Source organism: Streptomyces sp. NPDC059398 (assembly GCF_042751845.1).
Classification (GTDB): domain Bacteria; phylum Actinomycetota; class Actinomycetes; order Streptomycetales; family Streptomycetaceae; genus Streptomyces.
In genome coordinates, this window is the sequence record NZ_JBHYWP010000032.1 from 10,406 (window position 1) to 37,125 (window position 26,720).

General features: G+C 70.8%; 20 protein-coding genes. 10 read left to right on the forward strand and 10 right to left on the reverse strand.

What is annotated here, in order from left to right:
• Positions 1-186: 186 nt before the first annotated feature.
• The 3 genes from ACFXBC_RS14390 to ACFXBC_RS14400 form a co-directional block, all read right to left on the reverse strand.
• Positions 187-738, reverse strand: coding sequence for an isochorismatase family protein (locus ACFXBC_RS14390; RefSeq protein WP_385023305.1), 552 nt, complete (start codon positions 736-738; stop codon positions 187-189).
• Positions 739-746: 8 nt separating this feature from the next.
• Positions 747-2,198 carry an MFS transporter gene (locus ACFXBC_RS14395; protein WP_385023307.1) on the reverse strand — a complete coding sequence of 484 codons (1,452 nt, stop codon included), beginning with the start codon at positions 2,196-2,198 and terminating at the stop codon, positions 747-749.
• Positions 2,199-2,386: 188 nt separating this feature from the next.
• Positions 2,387-2,833 (reverse strand): MarR family winged helix-turn-helix transcriptional regulator, encoded by a 447-nt coding sequence (locus ACFXBC_RS14400; RefSeq protein ID WP_385023309.1) that lies wholly within the window; start codon positions 2,831-2,833, stop codon positions 2,387-2,389.
• 123 nt (positions 2,834-2,956) lie between these two features.
• Here ACFXBC_RS14400 and ACFXBC_RS14405 point away from each other — a divergent pair, with 123 nt between their 5' ends.
• Both ACFXBC_RS14405 and ACFXBC_RS14410 read left to right on the forward strand, forming a co-directional pair.
• A complete protein-coding gene (locus tag ACFXBC_RS14405; protein ID WP_385023311.1) occupies positions 2,957-3,289 on the forward strand; it encodes a YkvA family protein in 333 nt (110 codons plus the stop codon).
• A 34-nt stretch (positions 3,290-3,323) separates the two neighbouring features.
• The gene (locus tag ACFXBC_RS14410) at positions 3,324-4,352 is read left to right on the forward strand and encodes a transglutaminase domain-containing protein (protein ID WP_385023313.1); all 1,029 of its coding nucleotides are present in this window, start codon (positions 3,324-3,326) and stop codon (positions 4,350-4,352) included.
• 63 nt (positions 4,353-4,415) lie between these two features.
• Here the strand turns inward: ACFXBC_RS14410 and ACFXBC_RS14415 are convergent, their stop codons facing one another.
• A complete protein-coding gene (locus tag ACFXBC_RS14415; protein WP_385023315.1) occupies positions 4,416-5,036 on the reverse strand; it encodes a TetR/AcrR family transcriptional regulator in 621 nt (206 codons plus the stop codon).
• A gap of 358 nt (positions 5,037-5,394) precedes the next feature.
• On the opposite strand from ACFXBC_RS14415, the gene ACFXBC_RS14420 reads away from it, so the two are divergent.
• Positions 5,395-6,348: a cyclase family protein gene (locus tag ACFXBC_RS14420; RefSeq protein WP_385023317.1), complete on the forward strand. Its 954-nt coding sequence runs from the start codon at positions 5,395-5,397 to the stop codon at positions 6,346-6,348.
• A gap of 44 nt (positions 6,349-6,392) precedes the next feature.
• On the opposite strand, the gene ACFXBC_RS14425 is transcribed toward ACFXBC_RS14420, so the two are convergent.
• The 4 genes from ACFXBC_RS14425 to ACFXBC_RS14440 all read right to left on the reverse strand — a co-directional run bounded on the left by ACFXBC_RS14425 (position 6,393) and on the right by ACFXBC_RS14440 (position 9,884).
• On the reverse strand, positions 6,393-7,277 hold the full coding sequence (locus ACFXBC_RS14425; protein WP_385023319.1) for a class I SAM-dependent methyltransferase: 885 nt from the start codon (positions 7,275-7,277) through the stop codon (positions 6,393-6,395).
• Positions 7,278-7,693: 416 nt separating this feature from the next.
• A complete protein-coding gene (locus tag ACFXBC_RS14430; protein ID WP_385023321.1) occupies positions 7,694-8,314 on the reverse strand; it encodes a helix-turn-helix domain-containing protein in 621 nt (206 codons plus the stop codon).
• Positions 8,315-8,377: 63 nt separating this feature from the next.
• Positions 8,378-9,001, reverse strand: coding sequence for a TetR/AcrR family transcriptional regulator (locus tag ACFXBC_RS14435; RefSeq protein ID WP_385023323.1), 624 nt, complete (start codon positions 8,999-9,001; stop codon positions 8,378-8,380).
• 187 nt (positions 9,002-9,188) lie between these two features.
• Positions 9,189-9,884: a DUF3159 domain-containing protein gene (locus tag ACFXBC_RS14440; protein WP_385023325.1), complete on the reverse strand. Its 696-nt coding sequence runs from the start codon at positions 9,882-9,884 to the stop codon at positions 9,189-9,191.
• Between the two features lie 232 nt (positions 9,885-10,116).
• Here ACFXBC_RS14440 and ACFXBC_RS14445 point away from each other — a divergent pair, with 232 nt between their 5' ends.
• Both ACFXBC_RS14445 and ACFXBC_RS14450 read left to right on the forward strand, forming a co-directional pair.
• Entirely contained in the window at positions 10,117-12,015 is a 1,899-nt protein-coding gene (locus ACFXBC_RS14445) for a S9 family peptidase (RefSeq protein ID WP_385023327.1), read from the forward strand.
• Between the two features lie 94 nt (positions 12,016-12,109).
• Positions 12,110-12,763 (forward strand): GPP34 family phosphoprotein, encoded by a 654-nt coding sequence (locus ACFXBC_RS14450; RefSeq protein ID WP_385023329.1) that lies wholly within the window; start codon positions 12,110-12,112, stop codon positions 12,761-12,763.
• Positions 12,764-12,834: 71 nt separating this feature from the next.
• Here ACFXBC_RS14450 and ACFXBC_RS14455 read toward each other — a convergent pair whose 3' ends face one another.
• Positions 12,835-13,917, reverse strand: a complete 1,083-nt coding sequence (locus ACFXBC_RS14455; RefSeq protein ID WP_385023331.1) for an Lrp/AsnC family transcriptional regulator — start codon at positions 13,915-13,917, stop codon at positions 12,835-12,837.
• 172 nt (positions 13,918-14,089) lie between these two features.
• Between ACFXBC_RS14455 and ACFXBC_RS14460 the strand changes: the two genes are divergently transcribed.
• From ACFXBC_RS14460 to ACFXBC_RS14475, 4 genes are all read left to right on the forward strand, one after another.
• Complete coding sequence (locus tag ACFXBC_RS14460; protein WP_385023333.1) at positions 14,090-14,992, forward strand: polysaccharide deacetylase; 903 nt, start codon at positions 14,090-14,092, stop codon at positions 14,990-14,992.
• Positions 14,993-15,504: 512 nt separating this feature from the next.
• A complete protein-coding gene (locus ACFXBC_RS14465; RefSeq protein ID WP_385023335.1) occupies positions 15,505-16,809 on the forward strand; it encodes an MFS transporter in 1,305 nt (434 codons plus the stop codon).
• Positions 16,809-17,660 (forward strand): SDR family NAD(P)-dependent oxidoreductase, encoded by an 852-nt coding sequence (locus ACFXBC_RS14470; protein ID WP_385023337.1) that lies wholly within the window; start codon positions 16,809-16,811, stop codon positions 17,658-17,660. Before ACFXBC_RS14465 ends, ACFXBC_RS14470 begins: the two co-directional genes overlap by 1 nt.
• Positions 17,657-20,011: a 2-dehydropantoate 2-reductase gene (locus ACFXBC_RS14475; RefSeq protein WP_385023339.1), complete on the forward strand. Its 2,355-nt coding sequence runs from the start codon at positions 17,657-17,659 to the stop codon at positions 20,009-20,011. The genes ACFXBC_RS14470 and ACFXBC_RS14475 overlap by 4 nt, the downstream gene beginning before the upstream one ends.
• 80 nt (positions 20,012-20,091) lie before the next feature.
• Here ACFXBC_RS14475 and ACFXBC_RS14480 read toward each other — a convergent pair whose 3' ends face one another.
• Complete coding sequence (locus ACFXBC_RS14480; RefSeq protein ID WP_385023341.1) at positions 20,092-21,510, reverse strand: ATP-binding protein; 1,419 nt, start codon at positions 21,508-21,510, stop codon at positions 20,092-20,094.
• A gap of 507 nt (positions 21,511-22,017) precedes the next feature.
• Here ACFXBC_RS14480 and pglW point away from each other — a divergent pair.
• Entirely contained in the window at positions 22,018-26,694 is a 4,677-nt protein-coding gene (pglW, locus tag ACFXBC_RS14485; protein WP_385023343.1) for a BREX system serine/threonine kinase PglW, read from the forward strand.
• Positions 26,695-26,720: the final 26 nt, after the last annotated feature.

Sequence of the window (26,720 nt, forward strand, 5' to 3'; positions counted from 1 at the left end):
AGCTTGTCCTCGTCGAGCCCCGGCGCGTCGAACGGGTTGCGCCTGCGGCGGTGGGGGGCGGGGCGCGCGGCCGCCCGGCCCCCCCACGAGGGCCGGGTCTGCGGTCGGCCCGCCCCCCGCCCCCCCGCCGGCGCGGGGGGGGGGCCCACCCCCGCCCCGCCCCCCACCCCGCGTCCGCGTCCGCGCTCAGCCGAGCAGCTTGATGACCGCGTCGGTGGTGTCCGTCTCGCCGAGGCGCGGGAAGATCCGCTCGACGGCGTTGCGGTGGGCCTCGGGGTCCATGTCGGTGACCGCGTCGGTGGCGACGGTCACGTGGTATCCGTGCTCCTGCGCCGACCGGGCCGTCGACTCGACGCCGATGGCCGTGGCGATCCCGCCGAGCACGACCTGGGTGACACCGAGACGGCGCAGCCGCATGTCGAGGTCGGTCCCGTAGAAGGCGCCCCAGGTCTGCTTGGTGACGACGATGTCGCTCTCCTGCTGGTTCAGCTCGGGCACCAGCTCGGCCCAGTCGGCCGGGGGCGTGCCCTGCCGGGCGGGCGTCTCGTTGCGGCCGGGCGCACCGCCCGTGACACGTACGAGGACGACCGGCAGGTCATGGGCGCGGAAGGCTTCGGCGAGGCGCGCGGCCCGCTCGATGATCTCGCCGGCGGGGTGGGCGGTCGGCAGCCCGACGATGCCCTTCTGGAGGTCGACGAGGATCAGCGCGGTCCGGGCGTCGAGGGTGGTGGCTGTCATGGCGTGGCTCACTTTCGGTTACGGGCACGGAGCGCCCGGTCGGAGACGGTCAGGGCGACGAGCCCCAGACCGAGGACAAGGGAGACGGCGGCCATCAGATGCAGCCCGCCGTCGCTCGCCCGCTGCCCGTAGGCGAGGGCGATGAGGCTGGAGGCCGTGATGGCGCCGATGTACTGGGCGGTCCGCTGGAGACCGGCGGCCGAGCCGACGGTGTCGGCGGGCGCGTACTGGTAGACGGCGGCCTGGTTGCCGGTACCGATCAGCCCCTGCGGGATGCCGAAGCAGGCCCCGGCGATGAGCAGGACGGCGACAGGGGTGGCGCCGGAGGTGAACATCAGCAGGGCGCTGCCCGCCGCGACCAGTACGGCGGCGGTGGTGAGGGGTGCCCTGATCCCCTTCGTACGGGCTCCGAGCAGCGAACACACCAGCGCGGCCACCGACATGGGGAGCATCAGCAGACCGGTGTGCAGGGACGAGTAGCCGCGGCCGTCCTCCAGCCACTGGGTGAACCCGTACATCACGCAGTAGATGACGAGGTAGCTCAGACCGTGCCGCAGATAGGTGCGGGCGAGCGCGCTGTTGCGGCCGAGCATCCGCAGATCGATGAAGGGGCTCGGGCAGCGCAGCTGCCACCAGGTGAGGACGGCGGCGAGCACGGCGACGGGACCGAGCAGCCACCACTCCGGGTGGGCCAGGTCGAGGAGGAAGAAGACGAGGGCGGTGAGGGTGCCGGTGAAGAGCACGATGCCGAGCGGGTCGAGCCCGGCCGGTTCACGCCGGGCGCCCCCGCCGTCGGGTGCGGCCGTGCGCCGGCCGCCGTCCTTGGGGATCCACCGGACGGCGCAGACGCACGCGATGCACGCGAGCGGCACATTGACGGCGAAGATCGCCCGCCATCCCCAGGTCGCGACGAGCAGCCCGCCGAGGGTGGGGCCGACCGCGGCGCTGCCCAGCCCGGCGAAGGAGAGGCGGCCCAGGACCGGGCGGGGGGTGGGCCGGCCGAGCCTGCGCGACTCGGCACGCAGCACGGCCATGGCCGCCGGGTAGGCGGCGGACGTCCCGATGCCGAGGAGCAGCCGGGAGACGATCAGCCAGCCGAAGCCGGGCGCGGCCGTCCCGACGAGTCCGGAGGCGGCGACGACGGCGAGCCCGGCGAGGAAGACACGGCGCGGACCGATGGAATCGGCGAGCCGGCCGAGCACCGGCTGCGCGACGGCGCTGGCCAGGTAGAGCACGGAGACCAGCCAGACGGTGCTGGAGGCGCCGATCCCGAAGTGGTGGCCGATCGACACCAGGGCCGTGGAGATCATGGTGGTGTTGAGCGGATTGAGCAACGAGCCGAGCAGCAACGGGGCGGTGAGCCGGGCCCCGAACCCCGGGTCGGGGGCGGTGGGGGGCGTGGCGGTGCCGGCGGCTGTGCCTGTGCCGGCGCCTGTGCCAGTGCCAGTGCCGGTGGACATGTCCGGCCTCGTGGATATGTCGGCGTCGGGGGACGTGTCCGTGCCGGTGCACGTGTCCGTGCCGGTGGATGCGTGTGTACCGGTGGACGTGTCCGTGCCGATGGACGCATTCGTACGCGTGGATGCGCCCGTACCCGTCCCCGTACCCGCGCCCGAACCCGCGCCCGTCTCCGCCTCGCCGCGGGACGTCACCGCTGCACCAGCCGTTCGAGCAGCGCGACGGCGTCGGTGAGCGTGCGCCGCTCCGATGGGTCCAGTTCGTCGCTGATGGCGAGCGCGAGCCAGCCCCGCTTGTCGGCACGTACGCCTTCGAGCGTGTGATGGCCGAGTTCGGTGACCGACATGACGGACTGCCGGCCGTCCGTCGGGTCGGGGGTGCGCTCCACCATGTCCCGGGCCTCCAGGGCGGCGAGCGTCAGCCGCATCGACTGCGGCCTGACCAGTTCGGCGCGGGCCAGCGCTGCCGTGGTCATCGGCCCCTCCCGGTCCAGCAGGGAGAGCGCCGACCGCTGGGACTGCGTCAGCTCCAGACCGGGAGACGCCTGCCTCAGCCTCCTCGCCACCCGTCCGAGTGCCACCGCGAGTTCGGAGGCGATCTGCTCGGGGCTGGGTTCGCGGGGGGAGGTGGTGGCCATGGAGGTCACCGTAAGAGGTCGACAGGCAGCCTTGCAAGTTTCCCTGCCCATCCACCCTCGCCCGCATGCGGCGCCCGGGGGCGGCCCAGCGTGGCGTTCCGGGCGGCGGGTACCCGTACAGCCATGGACCTCCACTCGAAAGTGCTGCTGGCCGTCATCGCGCTCGCACTCCTGGCGACCCTGGTGGTCGCGGTGGTCCTCGTCGTACGCCTGTTCCGCGCCCGGCGCTTCCTGCGTGACGCGGGCATCCCCCTCCAGAACAAGCTGGCCTTCTGGGGAGCGCTGATCTACACCATCAGCCCGGTGGATCTGCTGCCCGACCCGGTGTACCTGGACGACATCGGCGTCCTGCTGTTCGCCCTGCACTCGCTCGAACGGGCGGCCCGCCGGGGAGTTCCGCGGAAGCCTGGACACCCGGCCGGGAAATTTGACACGGTGGGGCCGCCGGCCCCGTAATCGAACGTGCGGCCGAATACTTCGGGGGTCCCACATGCCATCTACCGGCAAGCCGTCCATCAGCGAGCCCAAGCCCCACGCCCGTCCGTCATCGGCTGGCCTGTCACCCATCGACCAGGCGCCGGAACCCGCCGAACTCGCGCCGGATGCGGTCGGCCTCGCGCCGGATGTGGCCGCGTACTACACCGCCCAGAGCACGTTCTCCAGCCCCGGCACACTCGCGCCGCTCTACGCCGCACTCCCCGCCGACCCCGCTCAACTCGCCAAGGTCGCAAGGGACTTGACGATCCACCGGCTGGAGGGCGACCTCTTCGGTCACGCCATCCCCGAGGACCGCATCCACCACGACGCCGAGACGCGCTACACCGACGACATCCTGCGCCTCATCACCGCCCGGAACGGCGCACCGCTGACCGTGCCCCGGGCGCCCGGCGACCGCTTCGTGGGGGTCTGCCGCGACATCGCGCTGCTGCACTGCTCGTTCCTGCGCCACACGGGCGTCCCGGCCAGGCTGCGGTCCGGCTTCGCCGACTACTTCGGCACGGACGGCTTCCACCACGACCATGTGGTCACCGAGTACTGGGATGCCCGGCGGGGCTGGCTGCTCGCCGACGCGGAGCTGACCGACCCGGCGGTCGCGGCGCGTTACGCGGTGCCGTTCGACCCGATGGACGTTCCGCGCGACCGCTTCCTGGTGGCGGGCGAGGCATGGCGGGCCATCCGCGCGGGCGAGGCCGACCCGAAGACGTTCGGACTGCTGATCCCGGCGGCCACCCTGACCGGCATCTGGTTCGTGGCGGGCAACGTACGACTGGACCTCGCGGCGCTCAACCGCACCGAGACGCTGCTGTGGGACGTCTGGGGAACGGGTGCGGGGGACGACGAGGGGATGACGGAGGCGATCTGCGGCCTGTACGACGCGGTGGCGCGGGTGGCGGGCAACGAGGTCCTGTTCGAAGCGGCCCGCAGGCTCTTCACCGAACAGGACGGCCTGCGCACACCCCGCACCGTACGGTGCCTGGCCGCGTTCGAAGGTCCGCACGAGGTGGAGCTGCGGGCCTGAGACCAGGACCGGGCGGCTCCACTCAGGACCGGGTCCGAGGGGCATCAGGGCCCGGCGGCGCCCTCAGGACCGGGTCGCACCCTCAGGGCCGGGCGGTGCCGAACCGCTCGGCCCGGTACCGAACCCCTCGTCCAGGATGCGGCAGGTCTCCTCCAGGAGCCGTTCCCGTCCGGCCGGATCGGTGTCCGACGGATTCATCGTGACGGTGAGCGCGGCGACAGCGGTCACCGCGCCGAGCCGCACCACATGGGCGTCGACCGGCAGGCCCAGGCGCTCGGCCATCCCCGCCTCGACGGCCCGGACGACCTTACGGGTGAGCTGGGTCGCCTGTGCGGCCACGTCCGGATGGTTGGCCATCACCTCCCGGACGACGGTGGCCCGGCTGCCCGGCTCGGAGGGGAAGGCGGTGGCCGTCATGGCCCACAGGGCCGCCCGCACCGCACTCTCGGACGGGGGCCGGTCCACGATGAGGCCGGCGATATAGGCATCGTCGGAGGCGTCCCAGGCGAGGAAGACCTCGTCCTTGGTGGCGAAGTGATTGAAGAAGGTACGGCGGGAGACTCCCGCATCGGCACAGATGTCGTCGATGGTGACCTGGTCGGCGCCGTGCCGGCCGGCCAGTTTGGTCGCCGAGTCACGCAGCCGCGCGGTGGTCGCCCGCTTCCGGTACTCACGCTGGCTCACTGCCTGCCCCTCTCCCGGGCCCTTCGCACGACTCGCCGCCCGGCCCGCCGCATGGTCCTGCGGCTGGCCTGCCTGACCTGCCTGGCTCGGCGTCTGACCTGGCTGGCTCGCTGCATCCCGCCGGGATTCCATCCGTCACTCTTCTGTCCTGTGCCCTGTCGACCCTGCGTCCTGTCGACTGGCCGAGTTCACCAATCGACTGGCCGAGTTCACCAAACGTAGCCTTTTGCACTCATTGCACCCCCAGGGTACCCTCACCACCAGAGTGCAATGAGTGCATCTTTTCTGTCACCAATGGTGCATTCAGTGCACTGGAGACCTCGCGGGGCACTGCCGCCCCCGAGGAGAAAGGCACGACATGTTCGACACAGAAGACACGGAAGACACACGGGACAGGACCGCGTACACGTTCAAGGAGACCGGCCGGAAGCTCTCCAACTGGGGGCGCTGGGGCGACGACGACGAGCGGGGCACCCTCAACTTCGTGACACCGGACACCGTGAAGCAGGCGTTCGAGGCCGTACGGACCGGTGAGCGGTACGAACTGAGCATCCCGGTGGGCGACAGCGGGCCGCAGACCGGCTGGATGCGGCGGATCAACCCCGTACACACCATGACGGTCACCCCGCACGACTTCACCGCCGCCGAGGGCCTGGTCATCAGCGACGACTTCATCGCAATGCCGCTTCAGTCCGGCACCCAGCTCGACGGCCTCACCCACGTCGGGTACGACGGCGCCTTCTACAACGGCGTACCCGCCGACGCGGTCACTCCGGCGCGCGGGGCCACCCGCAACGCGATCGACGCGACCCTTCCCGGCTTCGCGGGCCGCGGCGTCCTCCTCGATGTCGCCGCCCTGGACGGCGGAGCGTGGCTGGAACCGGGCCGCGCCATCACCGTGGCCGATCTGGAGAACGCCGAGAAGGCCGCCGGCACCCGGCTCGGCAGGGGCGACGCGCTGCTCGTCCGCACCGGCTGGGTGCACAAGGGGCTCACCGAGGGCTGGGAGAAGTGGCTGGACGCCGAGCCCGGCCTCGCACCGGAGTGCGCGGCCTGGATCCACGACCGCGAGCTGGCGATGGTGGCGGCCGACAACTGGGGCGTCGAGGTCCAGCCCACCACCGGCGGCCTCATCCCCCTGCACGCCGTCCTGATCAGGGACATGGGCATGATGCTCGGCGAGATGTGGAACCTCGACGCACTGGCCGCGGCCTGCCGCGCCGACCACACCTGGGACTTCTTCCTCACGGCCACCGCCCTGCGCATCACCGGCGGCGTCGGCTCCCCGGTCAGCCCGGTGGCGATCCGCTGAGCCCGGCCCCGAATCAGGGGTGTTGGGGACCGTTCACGGAGGCATCAGCCGCTGCGGCGCGCGGCCCAGACCGTGCGTTCGGTGCGTACCGCGAGGTCGTCGCGGCGCAAAATGCTCTGCGGGCTTTCGGTGTCGAGCAGCCGGTCGAGTGCGGCGAGGTCCTCGGCCGGGAGTGCGTCGGCGACGGTTCCGCGGATACGCCGCAGGCTGCTGAGGGCGTACGCGCCGATGGCCTCGTTGCGGGACCCCGGGATGTCGACGGTGACCGTGCGTTCGGCTTCGACGGTGAATCCGGCGGCGGTGAGCTTGGGGCCCCAGTCGGCGCCGCGGTGGGGCACATGCTCGGCATGATGGCGCTCGCTCGCCGTGTGGCAGCGTTCTTCCAGCCCCGGCCGGTCCTCCGGGGCGTTCTCAGGCAGGAAGCGGGGGAAGCCGGCCAGTTCGACGACCGCGAACAGCCCGCCGGGCGCGAGGGCGTCGTGGACCGCACGCAGCGCGTGGTCGGGGCGGGCCATGTGGTGCATCGAGGCTGATGCCCACACCAGGTCCGGCGTGCCGAGGCCGGGCCAGACCTCCTCGTCGAGGTCGGCCGGGACCGTACGGACGCGGTCCGCGACTCCCCGGGCGGCCGCCTTCTCCCGCAGCCGCTGGAGGTGCTCGGCGGAGGAGTCGACAGCGGTGACGCTCGCTTCGGGGAAGCGGTCGAGGAGTGCGAAGGTACCGGCCCCGGTCCCGCAGCCCAGATCCACGATCCGGCGCGGGGGCGCGTCCAGGGGCAGCCACCGCGTGATGCCGGCGATGTGCTCGGCGAGGACTTCCGCGTCCAGGTCGAGGATCTCCGCCTGGCTGTCGACGCCGGGCTGCTGGTGGTGGGGGTGGTCGGGCTGGGCGGCGGCGTGGTGGGATGAGTGCGTGTGTACGTGAGGCATGTGGCCACGTTAAATCGGCCATGCGCACACGGCACGAGAGCTTTCGGTATCGGCAAGAAGATGGCCGTACGGCGGGCGGGACGCGCAAGACCGGGGCCCGGTGGGCGCTGCGTACGGCGTCGGGGTGTGGTCGGCGTTGAGCCGAGGTGCGATCCGTACGGCGTCGGGGTGTGGTCTGCGTTGAGCCGAGGTGCGATCCGTACGGCGTCGGGGTGCGGTCCGCGTTGAGCCGAGGTGCGATCCGTACGGCGTCGGGGTGCGGTCCGCGTTGAGCCGAGGTCGGCGTGTGGTCCGTACGGCGTCGGGGTGTGGTCCGCGTTGAGCCGAGGTGCGATCCGTACGGCGTCGGGGTGCGGTCCGCGTTGAGCCGAGGTCGGCGTGTGGTCCGTACGGCGTCGGGGTGTGGTCCGCGCAGGTCAGACGTCGGTGCCCGGGTCGCCGTCCGTATCCCGGTCACCGTCCGGGCGTCGGCCGCCCTCGGCGCGCTGGTGGCCGCGGCGCGCGTCGCGGTCGAAGATCCCCAGGACCTCGCAGGGGCCGCCGTCGGCACCGATGGCGTGCGGCAGCATCGTGGGGAACTCGGCGGCCTGATGGGCTTCGACGCGGAACCGCCGGTGCCCCAGCATGAGGATCGCGGTGCCGGACAGGACGACAAGCCATTCGTGGCCCGGGTGCGCGCGCATCCGGGACGGGTTGTCCGGGGGCGGTTCGGTCATCCGCTGGCGTACCACGGTCATGCCCGGGTCGGACTTCACGAGCCAGCGCATCCGCCCACGGGCACCATCGATCACAGGGCTGGTGACGACGTCGTCGGGGGCCGTCTCGACGAGCTGGTCCAGGGTGGTGTCCAGGGCGCGGGCGAGCGTCACCAGACTGTCCAGCGCCAGCCGGCGCCGACCGTTCTCGATACGGCTGAGCGTGGACTGACTGAGCCGGGCCCGCCCGGCCAGCTCCTCAAGCGACCAGCCCTGCGCCAGCCGCAGGGCACGGATGCGCTTACGTACGAGACTGTCCAGCTCGGCATCGTCTTGCGTCATGGGCAGTACCGTATGCCTCACATGCAAGCCGAGGGCGGCTGCGTCACCCGCCACCCGCTCGTCTCAGTGGGCGACCGGGTCTCCCACGGCCCCTCCGGTGGCTCTGCGGATGGCCGCCGCCACGCGTGCGGGGGCGTCGGAGAACTCCGCCGGATCGGCTCCGTCGAGGAGCGCCGCGCCGATGTCCTCGTTGAGGACCCGGAAGGCGGCGGAGGCCGCGGCGGCGTGCAGGCGCACCTGGAGATCGGTGGCCGGCTGCCCCAGCCGTTTCGCGATGATCCCGGCCATCTCGCGCTCGACCTGGTCGCAGGCCATCAGCCAGGCGGTCCGCAGAGCCGGTTCGGTGTCCGCCAGCCGGATCATCCGCATCGCGAGTGCGTTGTCGGCCAGTTCGACGGCGCCGGCCTCACGGCCGTAGCGGCTGACCTCCTCGCTGAAACGCTCCTCCAGCGAGAGATGGGCGGGCCAGTCACGCAGCGTACGCATCTCCCACTCCAGGCCCTGCGTCACGATGGGTTCGGCGCAGCTCTCCTTGCTGCGGAAATGGCGCCAGATGGTACGGGTGGACAGCCCCACCGCTTCAGCGATCTGGTCACCGCTGGTGGCATCCACGCCACGCTCCCAGAACAGCCGGGACGCCTCCCGGGAGATCTCCAGGCGCAGCCGGTGACGTCGCTGCTCGCTCATTCCGCCACCACTCCCGGCCTTCGCCGCCATGCCGATTGCCTCCCGCTCGTATCCCGTTCGCACATCTCGTATCCCGTCCGCACATCCAGTGCCAGAATGACACTGAGTGACACCCGAGTGCCACTCCGGCGTACGCACCGCTCACCGGCACCCGAGCACGCTGAGGCCATCGGCCAGGGGTCCGGCGTCACCGCTGCGGGCCGACGGACGGCGAGCCGATGGCCGCCAGCCGCTTGTTCGAGCGCCGGACGGCCCAGGCGACGACGAGGAAGGCCAGGGCGAGCAGGGGGAAGCCCATGGCTATCTTGGCGAAGCCCAGCGAGCCGACCTGGTCGGTCTCGTAGAAGTACTGCTGGACGGCGAACCGGACACCGAAGACGACCGCCAGCACCAGGGTGGCGATGTCGTAGGAGATCCGCGAGTGCCTGTCGGTGCGCCAGGCGCTCCCCTTGCGCGCGGTGACGTTCCAGACCACACCGGCCAGCGGCCAACGCACCAGGACGGACAGGACGCAGAGGACCGCGCCGGCCAGGCTCGCCCAGATCCCGATGAGAAAGTAGTCCTTGGCGGAGCCGGTCAGCCAGACGATGCCCACGGCGATCACGACGCCGAACATGCCACCGATCGCCGGCAGCACCGATTCCTTGCGCACCAGCCGCTCGACGCCGATGGCCACCGCGACGGAGAGGGCGGCGACGATCGACACCTTGAGCCCGCCGAGGTTGTTGGCGACGACGAACGCCAGCACGGGCAGCGTCGAGTAGACGACACCCCTGACACCTCCCATCTGGTCGAGCGCCGAAGGCCGCTGCGGCTCCGCCTGCTCCGTCCGCTGCTCCGTCCGCACGCCGGACTCTGTCTTCGAGAAGCCCTTGGTCTTCACCGTGATCAGTCCTTCCGAGTTCCTCTGGGGCAAAGGGCAGGTTCGTTTGTGTCACTTAATGACAGCACGACAGTTAGCGACAGGTCAACACCCCCAGGACCGCCGGACGAGGCGCCGCCGCGAGACACCCTTGCCGCGCCTGTCATTTAGTGACACTGTCATTAAATGACAGAAAGTCGTCCCCCCTGCCCGCTGTCCGGCAGCGGAGCCCCACCCCAGAGGAAGGACCGGTATGGCACTGCGGGAGACCATCTCCGTCGAGGAGCTCTTCGGGCCACCGCCCCGCGCGCGGACGACCCTCTCCCCCGACGGTGAGCGGATGGCGTACCTGGCGCCGTGGAAGAACCGCCTGAACGTCTGGATCGAGAGCGTCGACGCCCCGGGGGACGCGAGGCGCGTGACCGCCGAGGACCGCGGGGTGCTGAGCCACCACTGGACCGACGACCCGCGGTGGCTGCTCTTCACCCGGGACCAGGACGGTGACGAGAACACACACATCCACCGTGTCGATCTGACGGACCCGGAGGCCCGCGCGGTGGACCTCACGCCCTTTCCGGGGGTGCGGGCCGTGGGTCTGGACCTGCCCGCAGGGCGGCCCGGCAAGGCGGTCACCCAGCTGAACCTCCGCGACCGTGCCCAGTTCGACCTGGTCGAAGTGGACATCGCCACGGGTGACATCCGGACCCTCGCCCAGAGCACCGGCGGACATGTCGACGGATGGCTGTACGGCGAGCGTGACCTGTTCGCGGTGGCGACGACGGCCGACGGCGCCGTCGAGCTGTCGCGGTGGGACCCGTCGACGGAAGCGCTGGATCCCGTGGCGCGGTTCGACGGCGGTGACGCCCCGCTGGGCGTCTACCCCATGGAGATCACGCCGGACGGCACCGGGGTGTGGCTGGGTTCGAGCCGTGGCGGCGACCGCCTCCGGCTGGCCCGGCTCGACCTGGCCACCGGCGAGGAACACGAGGTCGACTCGCACCCGCGCTACGACCTGGACATCCGGGCCCGGGTCTTCCCCGCCCTGCCCTCCCCCCTGATCCGCAGCAGGCGCACCGGTGAGCTGCTCGGGGTGCGCTATCTCGGCGAGCGGCAGACGATCCACGCCCTGGACCCGCACTTCGCCGCGGTACTCAAGAATCTGGAGAAGCTGTCCGACGGCGATCTCGCCGCGCTCTCATCCGACGTCGAAGGGCGGCGCTGGGTGGCCGGTTTCACCCACGACCGCGACCCCGGGGCCATCTTCCTCTACGACCACACCACGGATGAGAGCCGCCTGTTCCACCGGGCGAGGCCACATCTCGATCCCGGGTCGCTGGCCCCGATGCATCCGGTGACGATCACCTCCCGGGACGGTCTGGCCCTGCCCTCCTATCTGACGCTGCCGGTCGGCGGCGAGCAGGAGCGGCTGCCGCTGGTGCTGCTCGTCCACGGCGGTCCGTGGACCCGGGACAGCTGGGGATACCACCCCGTCGTTCAGCTCTTCGCCAACCGCGGCTGTGCGGTGCTCCAGGTCAACTTCCGCGGCTCCACCGGCTACGGCAAGGCGTTCACCCGGGCCGGCATCGGAGAGTTCGCGGGCCGGATGCACGACGACCTCATCGACGGCGTGCGGTGGGCGGACGACCGGGGATACGCCGACCCGGACCGCGTGGCGATCATGGGCGGCTCCTACGGCGGGTACGCGTCCCTGGTCGGCGTCACCTTCACCCCGGACGTCTTCGCCGCCGCCGCCGTCGACGTCGTCGGCGTCGGCGTCACGGATCTCGCCCACTTCCTGCGCAGCCAGCCCGACTTCGTCAAACCGATGGTCGCCCACAACTGGTTCACGTACGTCGGTGACCCGGCCGACCCGGAGCAGGAGGCCGACATGCTGGCCCGCTCCCCCATCAGCCGCGTCGACCGGATCCGCACCCCGCTGATGGTGGTGCACGGCGCCCATGACGCCCGTGTGGTCCGCGCCGAGTCCGACCGCTTCGTCGAAGCCCTGCGCGCACGGGACATTCCCGTCGACTACACCGTCATGGAGGACGAGGGCCACGCCATCGAGAACCCGGAGAACGTGATCGCCCTCTACACCGCGGTGGAACGCTTCCTCGCCGGGCACCTGAAGTTCGGGACCCACCCGGCATGAGGCCACCCGGCTCCGGATCGGGCTCCGCCCCGGTGCGGCCCGCACCCCTCAGCCATCCGTCCCGGCCGACCACTTCCTTCCCCTGGGGGACCACATGATCCAGACACTGCCGCAGCGGCTCTATCTGCTCTGTTACACCGTGGACAAGGGCAAGTTCCAGCTTGAGAACCTGCAAGGACGGGGCCAGTTGCTGCGTGCCGGCGCCCTGACCGAACTGGCCCGCGACGGACTGCTCGACGCGGCCGGGAAGAAGGTCGTCCGAAAGCCCGGGAAGGCACCGGAGGATCCCTTCGCCGCCGCGGTCTGGGACGACCTGCCCGACAGCACCCCGAAGGGCTGGCTCAAGTTCGTCCACGACAAGGCCCACACCGCGGAGACGCCCGTACGCGACCAGCTGCGCGCCGCCGGGGAGGTCTCCGTCTCGCGCGACCGGGCGATGGGGGTCATCCCTGTCGAGCGGGTCACCGTCACACACCCGGAGAAGGTCCGCGCCCTTCAGGAGCGGGTACGTGCCACCGTGCTCGACGGCGCCGACCCGGCGGCGGTCCCGACGGAGGAGCTGACCATGGCCGTGTTCACCGTCGAGCTGGAGGTGACCAGCGTATGGAGCCGTGCGGAGCTGCGCACCCACAAGCAGGCGGTCACGGCACTCGCGGCGCGGTACGACGAGATCGTCCCCGGTCTGCGCAAGGCCCTGCGCGACTCGTACCTGTCGAGCCGGGCGGTCGGCGGCGGCTGGAGCGCCTGACCGACGGGCCGCCGGTCGCGCTGCCGGCCGGGCCGGACCGACCCGCCTCCGCGTCGATCGGCGAAGGCGGATCACCCCGCCTCCGCGACCCCGGTCTCTCCGTCGCACCACGGGTCGATGGGCGCGCTCTCCAGACGGCGCCCCAGTTCGTCGAGGATCCAGCCCTGGCGCTTCACCGTCCGCAGCACGATGCCGTGGTCGACGATCTCAAGCCCCGGGCACTCCGCCCCGATCCGCTCCTCCAGGTCATGGGCGCTGTCCACGGAGTGCAGCCACGTGGAGAGCAGGATGTTCGTCTCGCCGCTGGTCGCCGTCAGCAGCCGGACACCCGGCAGCCGGCTGAGCCGCTCACAGATCTGGCGCCGCTGCTGGACCGCAACCCGCGCCCACATGAGCGAGGTGACCGGCCACCCCGTGATGTGCTGGGCGATCTCGCAGCGGAACGCGACGGCGCCCGTACGCTCAAGCCGGGCGAGACGGCGACGGGCCGAGGTCTGGCTGGTGCCCGTACGTTCCGCGAGATCGGAGACGGGCAGCCGGCCGTCCGGGGCGAGGGCCAGCAGCAGGTCTCTGTCCGGACCGTCCAGCGTGCCGGGCAGGGCCTGGCGCGGTGCCGTCTCGTCCGCGGCGGCCTGGAGCAGCAGCTGCTCCGAGCGGGGGAGCGCGTCCAGCCGCCAGTCGCTCCCGGAGACCAGGATGCGCGTGGTGATCTTGGTACTGACCCGCACCACACCGGGCAGCCGGCTCACCCGCTCCAGGATGAACCGGGAAAGCCCCGGCAGATCCCGGGTCACGGCGTTGACGTGGATGTCCCGTCCGCTGGCCAGCTCCATCACGGACTTCGTACGCGGGTCCCTGGCCAGGGCGAGCGCCACCGCGTGCCGGGCCGACGGCTCACAGTCCACGTCGATGAACGCGTTGCACAGGGACCGCCAGAGTCCGGGGCTGCCGGTCGCCGTCACCCAGGCCAGGCCGCGGTCCGAGATCCGCCCCCAGCGGCGCGCGACCGTCACCGCGCTGAGCCCGAGCACCTCGCCGATCGCCGTCCAGGAGGCACGTGGCGCGATCTGCAGGGCATGGGCGATGGCCATGTCCGTCTCGTCCAGCTCGGCCTGGAGCGCGACGGCGGAATCCTTCACACGGAGACGATCCATGGCGATTCTCTTCGATTTCGTGGGTCGGTGAACGGGAGATGCCCACGATGGGCTACCAGCAAGGGGCCACGCAAGAGTGTCGAACGGAGCACTGCCCATCGGGCGGACCCCGGGCCGCCCACAGACCCCGGACAACCCAGCACACACACCTCTCAGGAAAGGCCGGATTCCGATGGCGGAGAGTGAACAGCAGCCGTGGGAATGGGACGAGCCGACCTGGCGCGGCCATGTCGAACACGTACGCGCCGGGCGCTCCCTCGCCCCGGACACCTGGCCCGGCGGCGCCCGCTGCGCGGTGGCCGTCTCCTTCGACTCGGACCACGAGACCCCGGCCCTGCGCGACGGTGAGACGCGACCGGCGAAGCTCGCGCAGGGCGAGTACGGCGCCCGCGTGGCCGTGCCCAGGATCCTTGACCTGCTGGAGCGCCACCGCGTTCCCGCGAGTTTCTTCATGCCTGCCGTCTGCGCGCTGCTGCGCCCGCAGGAGGCGAGGGCCTACACGGCCGCCGGCCACGAACTGGGCATCCACGGCTGGATCCACGAACGCAACACTCTGCTCACCGCGGAGACCGAGCGCGAACTCCAGTTGCGGGCCGCCGACACCCTGGAGCGGGCCGGCGGCGTACGTCCTGTCGGCATCCGCACACCGAGCTGGGACTTCTCACCGCACACCCTGGCGATCACCCGTGAGATGGGCCTGCTCTACGACTCCTCGCTGATGGCCGACGACGAGCCCTACGAGCTGGTCGAGCACGGCGAGCCGACCGGCGTGGCCGAGATCCCCGTCGAGTGGATCCGCGACGACGCGCCCTATTTCATGATGGACCGCTTCGCCTCGCTGCGGCCCTACATCGCGCCGCGCGACGTGCTCCGGATCTGGCAGGACGAGTTCGCCGCCGCGTACGCGGCCGGCGGCCTGTTCCAGCTCACGATGCACCCGCACATCATCGGACACCGCTCGCGTCTCGTCGTACTGGACGAGTTGCTCACACACATCGGCGAGCACGACGGGGTGTGGTTCGCCACCCACCGGGAGATCGCCGAGTACTGCCTCGCACAACTTCCGGCCGGCTGACCGCACGGGTTCGTATCAGCTTCCGTACGGCCTCCGTGTCGGCTTCCGTACGAACTGGCCTCCGTACCGGCCTGCGTACGGGCCTTCGCGCCGGCCTCCGTGTCAGCTTCCGTACCGACCTCCGCACTGGCCTCCGCGTCAGCTTCCGTACCGTCCCCCGCATCGACGACAGCCGCCGTCGATCACCACCCCGGCGACCGCGCCACCATCGGCCACCACCATCGGCCGCCACCATCGGCCGCCAGAGGCGACGGCGGCACTCCGCCCACCCCGTCTGCGCCCAGCGCACATCCCCGTATACGTCGCTTCTGGGCGCACACCGGCATCCCGGCGCCCACCCCCGCATCCCCGCCCCGGCACACAGGCCCCAGCCCCACACGGGTCCCAGCCCCACAGGCCCCAGATTCCAGGCCCGAGGCCCTCAAGACCCGGACCCGGGAGCCGAGTTCCCTCCCCCGCTCCCTCCCCCGCTCCGTCCCCCGTGACGTTCCAAGGAAGGCGAGGAATTCCTCGTGCCACTCGACACCGCCGCATCCGGTATCGCCCCCTCGCCCAAGCTGACAACCCGGCAACGCAAGGCCCTTGTCGCCGGAGCCGTGGGCAACACCGTCGAATGGGTCGACTGGGCCCTCTACGGGATCTTCGTGAAGATCATCGCGGATGTCTTCTTCCCGAAGGCCGACGGAACGGTGGCGCTGCTCTCCACCCTCGCCGTCTTCGCCGTCGGCTTCGTGATGCGCCCGGTGGGGGCCGCCGTCCTCGGTGCGTACGCCGACCGGCACGGCCGCAAGAAGGGGCTCGCCCTCACCATCGGCCTGATGGCCGGGGCCGGTTTCGTCATCGCGCTGACCCCGGGCTACGAGACGATCGGCATCGCGGCCCCGGTGGTCCTGGTGCTGTCGCGGCTGGCCCAGGGGTTCTCCGCCGGGGGTGAGTTCGGCTCCTCATCCGCGTTCCTGGTCGAGTCCGCTTCGCCCGGCAGGCGCGCCTTCGCCGGGTCCTGGCAGCAGGTGTCCGTGGCGGGCGGCGTTCTGATCGCCTCCCTGCTCGGCACCGCCTTCACCTCACTGCTCAGCGAACACGCCCTGCACACCTGGGGCTGGCGGGCCGCCTTCGTGATCGGCGCGCTGCTCGGTCTGGCCGGGCTCTGGCTGCGTGTCTCCGTCGATGACACCGAATCATTCACCGAGGCCAAGGCCGGCGGACAGGCCAGGAAGAACCCGTTGCGGGCGATGCTCGTCGAGCACCCGGCCGCCGCACTCCGGGTCGCGGGCATCACGATCGCCGGCACCCTGACCTATTACATCTGGGTCACCTACCTGCCGACGTACGCCAACCTCACCACCGGCATACCGCTGAAGCGGGCGCTGCTCTCCCAGACGCTGTGCCTGGTCGTCTTCGTGGTGCTGCTGCCCTTCGCGGGCCTGCTCTCCGACCGGCTCGGACGCAAACCCACCATGGCGGGCTTCGCGGCGGGCTTCACCGTCCTGGCCTGGCCGATGCTGCACGTCCTGACCGACAGCTTCCTTGTGCTGTTCCTCGTGCAGCTCACCGGCATGCTGCTGATCCTCGGCTACTCGGCGAACTGCGCGGTGATCATGGCCGAGCAGTTCCCGCCGGAGGTACGCGCCACCGGCATAGCCCTCCCGTACGCGCTGGCCGTCGCCGTCTTCGGCGGTACGGCCCCGTACGTCACGACCTGGATGAGCGACTCCGGCCACGCCGACAAGCTGTGGCTGTACGTCTCCGGTTCGGCCCTGATCTCCCTGCTCATCTACCTGACCATGCCCGAGACGAAGGACAAGGAGTTCACCTGATGGCGCATGTACTGGTCACCGGCGCCGCGAGCGGTATCGGACGGGCCGTCGCCGGGCACTTCGCCGCCGCCGGCCACCGGTTGACGCTCGTCGACATCGACGCCGTTCCGCTCGCGGACGCGGCGAAAGCACTGGACGCGGCCCACCAGGTCCGTGACCTGTGCTCGGCCGAAGGGCCGGCCACCGCGGTCGACGACGGATGGCAGGCCCAGGGGCCGGTGGACATCCTGGTCAACGCGGCCGGTGTCTACCCGTCGCTCGACATGACCGAGGTCACCGCCGCCGACTGGGACCGCGTCTTCGCCCTCAACACCCGCGCCCCGGTGCTCGCGACGGCCGAACTGGCGCGGCGCGCCATCGCCGCAGGCCGTACCGCGTCGGTGGTCAACATCTCTTCCGGCGCGGCCCTGCGCGCCCGGCCCGGCGGGGGCCCGTACGCCAGCTCCAAGGCGGCGCTGGAGATGGCGACCCGCGCGGCCGCCCTCGAACTGGGCCCGCACGGCATCCGCGTCAACGCCGTCAGCCCCGGCTTCGTCGGCGTCGACAGCACCTGCAACCCCGTCACCGACGAGTACGCGGCGGCCGTCTCCGTCAACCCGCTGGGGCGGCCCGGCACTCCGGCGGACATCGCCCGCGCGGTCGTGTGGATCGCCGGACCCGACGCCTCCTGGGTGACCGGCGAGATCCTGCGCGTGGACGGCGGCAGCGGCACCGGCGCGACCCACCTGCCCCGACTGTGGCCCCCGCGGGCCACCTCGCCCGCCGACGGCTCGTACAGCGGCGCTTCCTCCACGGGTGCCACCCCCACCGACTCCCCCCACCCGGACACCACGAAGGGACACATTTCATGACCGGCGATGCCTACACCGTTGTCGGGGCGGGCGCCATTGGCGGCACCCTCGCCCACAGTCTCGCAGCGGCCGGACACCCGGTCACCGTCATCGACACCGACGCCGACCATGTGGCAGCGATCCGGGCGAACGGGCTGACCATCCTGCGCGACGGGGAACGCGAGAGCGTCCGCCTCGACGCGGCCACTCCCGACACGTACCAAGGGCCGCCCCTGGGCCGGGTCCTGCTCAGCGTCAAGGCCCACGCGACCCAGAAGGCCATGCGCTGGATCGCGCCGCGCCTCTCCCCCGACGGCTATGTCGTCTCCGTACAGAACGGCTTCAACGAAGCGCTCATAGCCGAACACGTCGGCGCCGGACGTACCGTCGCCGCCTTCGTCAACATCTTCGCCGACCTCGTCGAACCGGGCGTGGTGCGTGACGGCGGGCCCGGCGCCTTCGTCATCGGCGAAGTGGGCGGTGCGCCGGTCTCCGCCCGGGTACGCGACCTGGTCGCCGATCTCCAGGCGTGGGGGCCCGCCCGCGCCACCGACAACGTCGACGGCCATCTGTGGGCGAAGGCCGCGTTCGGCGCGATGCTCTCGGCCACCGCACTGGCCGACGCGCCCATGGCGGACCTCATGGACCGCCACCGCTCCACCATGTACGCGCTGGCCGCCGAGGTGTACGCGGTGGCGGACGAGGCCGGCGCACGCCTGGAGTCCTTCGACGCCTTCGACGCGCCCGCCTTCCGGCCCGACAACGACCCCGCCCTGCGCGACGCCGCGTGCGACCGGCTGACCGCGTGGCTGCGCACCCAGCCCAAGGACCGCAGCGGCATCTGGCGCGACCTGGCCGTCCGCCGCCGTCCGGTGGAGGTGACGACGCATTACGCACCGGTCATCGGTCAGGCGCGGCGCGCGGGCCTGGACGCTCCGGTGCTACGGGCCGTCCTGGACGGTCTGCGGGAGCTGGAGCAGGACCCGTCCACCATGTCCGAGTCCCGGCTGGACACCCTCGACCGCCTCGCCGTGCCAGGTCGTACCGCCGGACCGGAAGACCCAGGGCACCACACCCACCCCACCGAACCGAAAGAGCCAGGGCACCACGCCCACCCCACCGGCCCGGAAGACCCCAAGCGCCACACCCACCCCACCGAACCCGAAGAACCGGGGCACCACACCCTCCCCGACGGCCCCGTACTCACCGACGCGCAGGCGGTGCTCGTCCACGCCTGGCTGGACGAGCACCGCGACGCGATGGCCGCCGACCTCGCCGCCTACACCTCCCACGAGAGCTCCAGCGACGACACCGCGTCCCTCGCCGCCTGCCTCGACTGGCTGCGCGGCTGGCTCGACGCCTCCCTCGGCGCACCCGTCAGCGAGGAGGTGAGCCCGCGCGAGGACGCGGGCGACATCCTGGTCCGCCGCTACGCCGGCACCGGCGGCCCGTCAGCAGAGGCCCCGCTCCTGCTCCTCGGCCACTACGACACCGTCTGGTCCACCGGAACCCTGCCGGACTGGCCCTACCGCCGGGAGGGGGACAGTATCTCCGGCCCCGGCGTGTTCGACATGAAGGCCGGACTCGTCCAGGCCGTCTGGGCGCTGCGCGCGCTCACCGCGCTCGGCCTGCCACGTCCCGAGTGCACGCTGCTGCTCAACGGGGACGAGGAGACCGGCAGCAAGGCGTCAAGCGGCGTCATCGTCGCCGAGGCGCGGAAGTCCCGGGCGGCGCTGGTCTTCGAGGCGAGCGCGGACGGGGCGGTGAAGACGACCCGTAAGGGGGTCGGACTCTTCTCCCTCACCGTCACCGGTGAGGCGTCCCACGCCGGACTCGACCCGACATCCGGCGCCAGCGCCATCAACGAGATCGCCCGCCAGGTGCTCGCACTGGAGGCCCTCGCCGACCCGTCGGCCGGAACCACCCTCAACGTGGGCGTCCTGCACGGCGGCACCCGCAGCAACGTCACGGCGGCGGCGGCGACCGCACAGCTGGACATCCGGGTCGCGACCGACGACGAACGCGCCCGCATGGACACCGCCCTGGCCGGACTCACCCCGTACGACCCCCGGACCAGCCTGCGGCTCGACGGAGGCTGGAACCGCCCCGTCTTCGAACGCACCGATGGCGTCGCCCGCATCTTCACACTCGCCAGGTCCTGCGCCGCACCACTCGGCCTGGACCTCCGCGAAACAGCGGTGGGCGGCGCCAGCGACGGAAACTTCGTCCTCGCCGCGGGCACCCCGGTCCTCGACGGCCTCGGCGCCGTGGGCAACGGCGCCCACGCCCGCAGCGAACACGTCACACTCACCGGCATGACCGAACGCTCGGCCCTGACGGCGGGTGTCCTTGCCGCTTTCGCCACGGGCTGAGGGGAGCCGAGGGGCTTCTCCGCAGCATCTGCGGCCCCACCGCGCTCACGAACTCCCGCGCCTCGCCGGCGATCCGCCACTCACAGCGGCCAAGCGGTCAGCAGATCACCGGGGCCGTAGGCTGCATCGAGGCCCGGAGATTCGACGCCGCTGCGTGAGACCGCCATGACTGGAACGGACTCGCCGGTGAGGGCGGCCCGGTGCCGATGGAGAGCTGCCAGGTCGTGCCGGTCGAACGGCGACTGCTCCAGCCACTTGACGGAGCCAACAAAGAGGAGCTCCTTGGCGATGGGGGCGCGATCCGCCCCGACGATATCGATCTCGACGTCGTTGGTACGGGTCCAGTAGCCGCCCACTGCGGGGGCTGTGGGCAGCCGATCATCGGGCAGTATCCGCGCCAGGGCCTCGCGGACAAGGGGCTCGACGGCCCGGCCGCGCCAGCTGGTCCAGCTTTCCCGGATCCGCGCCAAGGTCAGATCGCCCCGCCCCCGCTCGATCTCCTCCATGGAGGGGCCGAGCAGGTGCAGCCAAAACCGCGGGTAGGGATCTGCCACCCGGTAACGGCGGTCCTTCGACGGACGCAGCGATACGGGCAGCTGCGCAGCGACGATCCGCTTATCCGTGAGCAGCTCCAGCGCTCGTTGCAGCGGCGTGGCCCCGATCCCGTCGGCTGCACGACCGATATTGGTGAAGGTCCGCTCACCACTGCCGATAGCCGCCAGCACCGTACGCGCCTGAGCCTGCGGGGGAAATTCGGCAGCCAGCGAACGTTCGGCCGACACCAGCAGGGCCGAGACCGGGTCGCTCAGCGCCTCACCGAGAAAGTCCCACAGCCCTGCGCCCCGCGGCCACTCCGCGCAGATCAGCGGCAGACCGCCAGTGACCAGCGCGGCATCGAAGGCTTCCGCCGGATCCAGCCCGAGCATCCGCCCCACCTCCGCGGGGTTCAGCGGTCCCAGCACCATCTCCCGGCCGCGCTGGTGGAAGGGTCGTCCATAGCTGTTCAGCGCCTCCATCATCGACAGATCGGAGCCGATGAGGACCAGCAGCACCGGCTTCGTCTCCAGCACCCGATCCCAGGCCCGCTGCAGCATCCCCTCAAAGGCTCCGCCGGCGACCATCAGGTACGGCACCCCATCGATGACCAGCACGCTCGCCCGGTCGGCGGGCAGTGCAGCAGCCAGCACATCGAACGCGGCATCCCAGCTCTCCGGCCGTGCGGCGGCCACCAGCCCCGCCAACGGCAGCGTCGACGCTTGGGCGTCCCGGGCCAACCGTGCCAGATCATCCCTGGGGGACGCACCGGTCGCCGCGTAGAACAAGAACGGGGCTCCGGAGTGCTCCGCAAACCGCTCGACCAATCGCGACTTGCCCACCCGGCGCCGCCCACGCAACATCACGCACCGACCGGGCCGCTCCCCGCCAACCCCGGCCGCCACCTTCTGCAGCTCTCGCTCCAGCGTCGCCAGCTCCTGCCGACGGCCTACGAAATCCACCACGCCTATCAACCTCCAGGCATGGCACTAACAATGATGTTAGTAACATGAAGGTTGGCGTGCGCAGTCTTCGTCAGCCGTCGTTCCCAGTCGCGTTCTGTACTCAGAGGCCAAAGGTCCGACCCCGAAGAGCCGGACCCTTCATGACCTGCACATTTGCCAGATCAGCTACGTGGTGACATGTCACCCGCTATACGTTGAACCGGAATCTCTGTCTCAGAGCTCCCACCTGCGGAAACACGGTTCTGGAGGGGTTCCTCCCAGCACGATCCCAGCACGGCCTCTTTCTCCCAGCACCATGCGGCTCAGGAGCCCCCATGGCCACCCGGACGGTGTGTGTCGGTACTGGTGCTCTCCTCCTCCGAGGGTTGGGGTCCTGCGTTGAGTGGCGCGGGCCTCATGGCCCGCTGTAGGGCCTCCCGGCAGCGATTCCCAGGCGTTCGGCAACAGGTGTCCGTAGACGTCGGTCGTGGTGTTGACCGAGCGGTGGCCCAGCCAGAGGGAGACCTCGTGGATCGGGACGCCGTTGGCCAGAGCGGTCGATGCGAAGAAGTGCTGCAGGCAGCCGGGAGTGTACTTGGCTATCCCGTCGACATCGGCCAGGCCGGCCGAGGGCTGTGGGTGGAGACGAGCGGCATCACGTATTGCTTCCCGCAGGTTGCAGCGTCCGAACCGTGTTCTCGGCGGTACGCACTGCAGCGCGGCACCGTGGGCAACATCGCTAGTCTTGCCACGTCTTTGGCATTGCCCCACAGCGGAGGTCCTCAGGTGACGCCGACCCATCCCCAGCCCGGCTCTCCGGCGCCCCGTGAGCGCTGGTTCCAGCCGCGTCGGTCCGGATTCCGGTGGGAGCAGGAAGGCTTGGAGCACGTGCGGCAGATCATGCCTGCCGCAGAGCCCTACCGGGCGTGGGCGACGTTCCGGTTCACCGGCGTTACGGGGCGGGTCAACGAGTGCGACCTGCTGATCGCCGTGCCCGGCGGCATCTACTTGCTGGAGCTCAAGGGCCACCCGGGCCGGGTGGTCAATCGAGGCGACACCTGGCAGTTCCACGACGACCGTGTGCGCACGCTTCGCAACCCACTGCATCTGACCGACCTCAAGGCGAAAGAGCTGAAGGCCCAGCTGCAGCGTGCTGCGCGGGCGGCGGGAATCCCCGAGGCGAAGATCCCCTTCGTCAAACCCGCGGTCTTCCTGCACGATCCGGGCCTCGTGAGTGAGCTGGACGAGTTCCAGCGCGTCTCCGTTTACGGACGTAACGACGGCACAAGCGGTCTTCCGGGTATCTGGGACGGTCTACTGGGTCTGCCGCCGGAGCGAGAGAGCTGGCGTGTTACCGCGCAGGACAGCCAGCGCCTGGAAATGCTGATGAAGCGCATTGGCATCAGCCACTCCACCGCCCACCTGCGCTTCGGGGACGACTGGCGGCTCGCCCCACGAGCACTGGACGCCGGTCCCGGCTGGGAGGACCGGCTCGCGGTACGCGACGACGAGCTGGTCAAGGAGAACGGCCGGGTTCGCATCTACCTGGCGGGACAGGCCGCGTCGGCGGAACAGCGCAGCCGGGTGGACCGGGCGGCCAGACGCGAGTATCAGGTGCTCCAGGGCATCAATCATCGCGGTATCGTGCAGGCGGTCCAGATCCGTGAGCACCAGGGCGGTCCGGCCATCCTTTTCCGGCACCGCGAGTCGGACCTGCGGCTCGACTCCTACCTGAACGCGTACGGGGATCAGCTCACGCCCGCCGTGCGCATGGACCTGGTCCGCCAGCTCGCCGAGGCTCTCCGCTACGCCCACAGCCGGGCGCTGTACCACCGGGCGCTCTCCGCCCGGTCGGTCTATGTCTCCGCGGCCGAGGACGGCACTCAGCCGGTACTGAGGATCGTGGACTGGCAGACCGCTGCCCGGGACTTTGACACCACCTCGCATCTCACGCTCGGCCCCACACCGCTCGATTCGGGTCTGGTCGCTGACATCGCGCAGGTCTATCTCGCTCCGGAAGCCTCACGTGAGTTCGCCGATCATGCGGATCTCGACGTGTTCGGTCTCGGCGCGCTGTCCTATTTGCTGCTCACCGGCAAGGCGCCAGCGGAAGCCCGCGGGGCCCTGGTCGACCGGCTGGCTACGGAGGGGGGCCTGCACCCCTATGCCGTATCCGACAGTGTGTCCGCCGCGCTGGACGACCTGGTCTTTCGGGCCACCGCCTCCGACGTGCAGAACAGGCTGGCGTCCACCGAGGAGTTCCTGCGGCTGCTCGACGCGGCGGAAGCGGATGACGTCGCCGCCGGTGCTGTCGAGGTGGAGGATCCGCTCACCGCCAAGGCAGGCCGGCACGTCGACGCCGAGTGGGAGGTCGTGCGGGTGCTGGGAACCGGCGCCACGGCTCGCGCACTGCTGGTGCGGCGGGTCGAGGAGGGGCTGCCGGACCCAACGTCGCTGCGGGTGTTCAAGGTGGCGCTCGACCAGGAGAAGGGTGCCCGCCTTTACGCGGAGGCGAAGGCGCTGCGCGAGGTGGGCGGCAGCCGCATCGTGAAAGTCCTCGCAGACCCGCGCGAGCTGGGTGGGCGTACGGTCCTGGAGATCGAGTACGCGGGCGGATTCCGGCCTGCGGACGACCACGAGCCGGTCAGTCTGGGGTCCCGGCTGCGCAGTGAGGGGAAACTTGGATACGCCCAACTGGAGCGATTCGGCAAGGATCTCTTCGAGGCCATGGACACGCTGGCCGCACGAGACGTCCGTCACCGTGACATCAAGCCGGACAATCTGGGCCTGTTCAAGCGTCGCGAAGGCTCCTGGCAGCTGATGTTGTTCGACTTCTCCCTGGCTGATGCCAACGACCAGGACCTGCACGCAGGCACCCGCGGCTATCTGGACCCCTTCCTTGGTGGCAGCCGCCGTTCCCGTTACGACGATCATGCCGAGTGGTACGCGGCCGCGGTCACCCTGCACGAGATGGCCTCGGGCGAGCGGCCGGTGTGGGGGGATGGACAGAGCGATCCGCTGACTGTGCCGGACGCTCAGCTCTACGTGGCCCGCGAGCTGTTCGACCCGGCACTGGCCGATGGGCTCGCTGCATTCTTCGAGCGGGCGCTGCACCGTGATGTCGAGCAGCGTTATGACAGCCTCGACCGGATGCAGGACGCATGGCGCGAGGTCTTCCGCCGGGCCGACTCCAAGCGCCCGCCTACGACGCCCGCGACGGTGGACACGCAGGCCGAGGACGTGGAGGACGCCCGTGAGCAAGCCGCTGACGCCGCAGACCTGACGACACCCCTGGATGCCGCAGGTCTGTCGCCGCGAGCCGTGTCTGTTGCGGCTGGGCTCGGTGCCGAAACGGTGGGGCAACTACTGGACATTCCTCCCCACGCGATCTCTCGTGCCCGGGGCGCGGGCAATGTGATCCGCAAGGAGCTGAACCGGCGCCACCGTCAGTGGACTCTGGATCTGCGCAAGCGCAGCGCCCACAAGAAGCCCGCCTCGGTGGCGGCCGATGCTCCGGTGGACGTCCTGGAGTCGGTTGAGGGTCTCGCGGCCCGGTTGACCGCTCCGCCGGGCGGGAGCCTCGCGCATGCCACGGTGCTCGCATGGCTGGGCCTGCCGGGGACGGACGGCGCCCGTGATCTGTCGCTGTGGCCGTCCCAGTCCGTCATCGCCACGACCCTAGAGGTCAGCCAGTCCACCGTCTCGCGGCAGCTGAGTGCCGCACTCGAACAGTGGTCGCAGCTTCCCTGGCTGAACGCGATCCGCGACGAGGTGGCGGCGGTTCTCGCTGGGCAGGGCCGAGTGATAACTGCTCAGGAACTGGCCAACGAGCTACGAGCACGGCACGCATCGAACGATGACGCCGGGAGTATCGCGCAGGATCCGGCCGGTCTCCAGACGCAGGCCCTGGCCGTTGTCCGGGCGGCAGCCGAGATCGAGTCCCGCCGCGATGATGCTTCCGCCGCGACGGCCCAGGAGAACGCGGGAGAAGGCGCGGCCAGGTTCTCGTTCCTGCGCCGCGGCGGTGTGATCCTGCTGGCCCTGGTGGACGTGAGCAGTGACGACCCCACACCGGTGGAACTCGCCGATTACGCAACGTCGCTGGGCCTCAAGGCCGAAGAGGTGGCGGCCCGTGATCCGCTGCCGGGTGGGGCCACGGTCCTGCGCGAGCTGCGCGCGGTGCCCGCGCCGGAGGGGATGACTCCGGTGGCTGACACGCGCCTGCTGACGCTGGCCGCGGCCATGGCAGGCGGAGTCGGTGTCACACCGCGCCTCGAACTGTTTCCGTCCTACCTCAGCCTCGCGAAGGCGCTTCGGATCTCACAGGCTGCCGCCGGCGTCCGCTCGACCGTCGGGATCACCACCGACGAACTGCTGGCGCGGGTACGCGCCCGATTCCCCGGTCTTGCCGCACTCGCCGACGTCACCTTCGTGGAGCTGGAGGAGGCGCTGCCCAAGGCCGACTTCCCGCTGGAGTACCGCCGGGGCACACAGCGATTCTTCCCACCGGTCAGGGAGTCCTCGCACAGCCTGATGATGTTCAGCGGCTCCGTCCTGACGAGTACCGGAGCGCTGTATGACGCCGCACAGGGACAGATCGCGGAGGGCCGCGACCCGCGTCGCGTGACAGAGATACGACTCCAGGAGTCGGTGCGCAGAGGCGGATTCCTGGCCCTCACCGTCAAGGGGGCTTATCTGCCGGGTACGGCACAGAGGCTGGCCGTCCTCTTCGGCGTACAGCCCGTTGATCTTGACGAGCTGTTCCTGACCGCTCTGCGGGAACTGGCGGACGAACAACAGATCAGGTGGCGGGCCCTGCTGAAGGCGGACGGCAAGTTTGCTGCGACCGGCCGCATCGGTGCGGCGCTTGCGTCCTACACCAGGCTCGCGGCCGAGCGTGTCGCCTCCCGCTGTACGGATCTCGCAGAGCAGGCAGGCCCTCGTACGGTGCTGCTCGCACACCAGGCTTCCCTGGTGGCCCGCTACTGGGAAGTCGGCGGCCGTGAACTGCTCGTGGGTCTGCAGCAGTCGGCCCGCAGCAGCACCACCGGACCGCACGGGCTGTGGCTGCTCGTGCCGATGGACGACCCGCAGGCCACCCCGGCCCTGGACGGACGGACCGTGGACGTGGTGGACAGGCAGAGCGAATGGGAGGTGCTGGAGGGGCTGTTCATCAGAGAGCTGTCGCTCCATGCGGCAAGCTGACGGGTTGTCGCGTCGGCCGCACCGAG